The 2,162-nt window shown below is 45.8% G+C and carries 2 protein-coding genes and 1 pseudogene; 2 read left to right on the top strand and 1 reads right to left on the bottom strand.

Annotation, left to right across the window (positions count from 1 at the left end; genetic code table 11):
• A pseudogene (locus tag A3761_RS19940) lies at positions 1 to 468 on the top strand (nucleoside recognition domain-containing protein); the annotation flags it as partial.
• Positions 465 to 728 carry a FeoC-like transcriptional regulator gene (locus A3761_RS19935; protein ID WP_068507697.1) on the top strand — a complete coding sequence of 88 codons (264 nt, stop codon included), beginning with the start codon at positions 465 to 467 and terminating at the stop codon, positions 726 to 728. The pseudogene A3761_RS19940 and the gene A3761_RS19935, both read left to right, overlap by 4 nt.
• Positions 729 to 749: 21 nt before the next feature.
• Here the strand turns inward: A3761_RS19935 and A3761_RS19930 are convergent, their stop codons facing one another.
• Positions 750 to 1,748 carry a putative solute-binding protein gene (locus A3761_RS19930; protein WP_068507699.1) on the bottom strand — a complete coding sequence of 333 codons (999 nt, stop codon included), beginning with the start codon at positions 1,746 to 1,748 and terminating at the stop codon, positions 750 to 752.
• Between the last annotated feature and the right edge of the window lie 414 nt (positions 1,749 to 2,162).

Raw genomic sequence — 2,162 nt, 5'->3', positions numbered from 1 at the left:
TTGGCAACAGTACCGGAAAACTTTTCTGCTATAGGGGATATGCTGTTTGATCCCTTAGGCTTAGATGTGGGCGATATCAGCAATATCGATGCCGCCGCTGAAGCACAGGAAGTGAGCCGTGGAACCTTTGGCGAAATGGTCGAACGTTTTAATGGCCAAGCAGGCGCTTTCTCTTATCTGCTATTTATTTTGCTCTACTTTCCTTGTGTGGCGACGATTGGTGCAATTGTCCGCGAAACCGGGCGTTCCTGGGCGGGCTTTGTTGCATTGTGGACAACAGGTGTCGCCTACTTTAATGCCACCGCGTTTTATCAACTTGCGACCTTTACTCAGCATCCTATAAGTTCTGCCGCACACTTAGCCGTTATTTCAGCCTTGTTTGCTCTGGTCATAGTGGTTTTAAGAAGACAGGGCGATGAGGATGAAGCTATCGCGTCCAAGCTTCAGCCTGAGGGTGCTTTATTATGATTTTGTCTGATATAAAAGCGTATTTGCAGCAGTGTCAGCAGGCGAGTCTGGAAGATATCGCTTTGCACTTTGACAGCAGTGTCGAGGCCGTTAGAGGGATGCTGGATATTTGGCTTAGAAAAGGGCGGGTAGAGCATTGTCTGGCGAATGATATTTGCGGAATATCATGTCGACAGTGCGACTCGCCATCGATGCAAATCTACCGCTGGAAGGGGGGCGAGTCTTCGTTAGCAACGATCCCTCTCAGAATGTGTGACTAGTGCTATCGTAAGGCGAGTCGATTACTTAGGCATGATGCACTCTTCTCGATGAGGAGAGGTATGGCAGCGTATTTTCCATAATAAGGATAAAGCGCGGGCATCAAAGCGATCTGTAACCTTAAGCGTTAAACGAATATTCTTGTAGAAATCCTCTAACTCATCTTTGGTCGACTGGTCGGTTCTGATCCAATATTTTTTGGGGATCTGTTTTTCGGCATTGTTAATAAGGGTGGAAATATTATTCATCCGGTTAACAATATAGTGGCGCATTTTAGTACCGAAGTCTTCGCTAAACTCAGACTTGATAGAGATAGCCTGGAGCATGCCGTAAAACAAGCGTATATCAAGAATTCCCCCTCGCTCGCCAAGACCTTTATATAGTTCGAAGGTGTTATAGGCTAGCGCGGGCATGAGGACGATATCCAGTCCTCCATTGTTAAAATGCTCAGAGAAATTTGAAAGTGTCACCTTGATAGGAACCGCCCCCGAGAGTTCTGCAAACATGCGCGTTTGGATGTCGCCATTTAGCACCGCAAGAGTTTTACCCTTAAAGTCATTGATTCCTTTAATTTTCTTGTCGTTTACGAAAGCGAACATGGAGCCAACGGGTAGTGAAGCGACGACTTCATAGTCACCGTCCGACATTAATTCAACGGCTTTTGGGGAGGTAATGGCTGCCAGAGTTTTATGAAGTTTTCGTTCCGAGGTAATGCCGCCAATGGCATCGAGAGTGCCGGCAAATTGTACAAAGTCTCGTGACAGAATTGCAGTAACGATGCCGATATCACACTTACCTTCCTTAAGATCTGAAGCCACAAGATTTTCATCTTCATAAGCAATAAATGACAGGTCGAGCCCCCAGGTTTGGGCAATCGGGGTAAGGTCTGAGAAGAATGCAATGACTGGGCCGTTCTGGCCAACTGGGTCCCATGTGCAAACAGTTTTCTGCTCGAGTTTTGCTGAATGAGCGCTGACGCAGAAAAGAGAAAGTAGCGATATAATGAAAAATCTAGGGAACATTGTGAAAAGCAGTCCGTATTTGCTTCGGTGTAAAAAATATAGGCGCTATTGTATCGCAGCATTGAAAGCTATGCAGTGAATCAGGTCGAATTCTTTGCTTAACGACGAAAGAGACTTTATATCCGTTTCACAACTATGACTTAAAGCACTTAACAAATTACAGAGGAAGGTTTAAGGTTCCGCGCTATAGACTTGGAGTAAGAGAATCTCCTGGCGAGTGATGTAATATGGATAGAATACGCAAGAGGTATGGATGAGTAGGGCTGTTTCGAGTATCAAGGGTCGCTGTATGCGCGAATGCAGGAAGAGTCTTCGTCTTGTTATATATTGCGTGTTGGCTTGTGCATCCTCGTTGGTTGGTGCCGAGCCTCCCGAAGGGCTGGACTTTATTGGTGGCTATTATGAGAAAGGTGA

The sequence above is a fragment of the Oleiphilus sp. HI0123 genome, from assembly GCF_001635315.1.
Note: the sequence above shows the minus strand (reverse complement) of the source record. Positions and strands in the feature narration are given on the sequence as shown.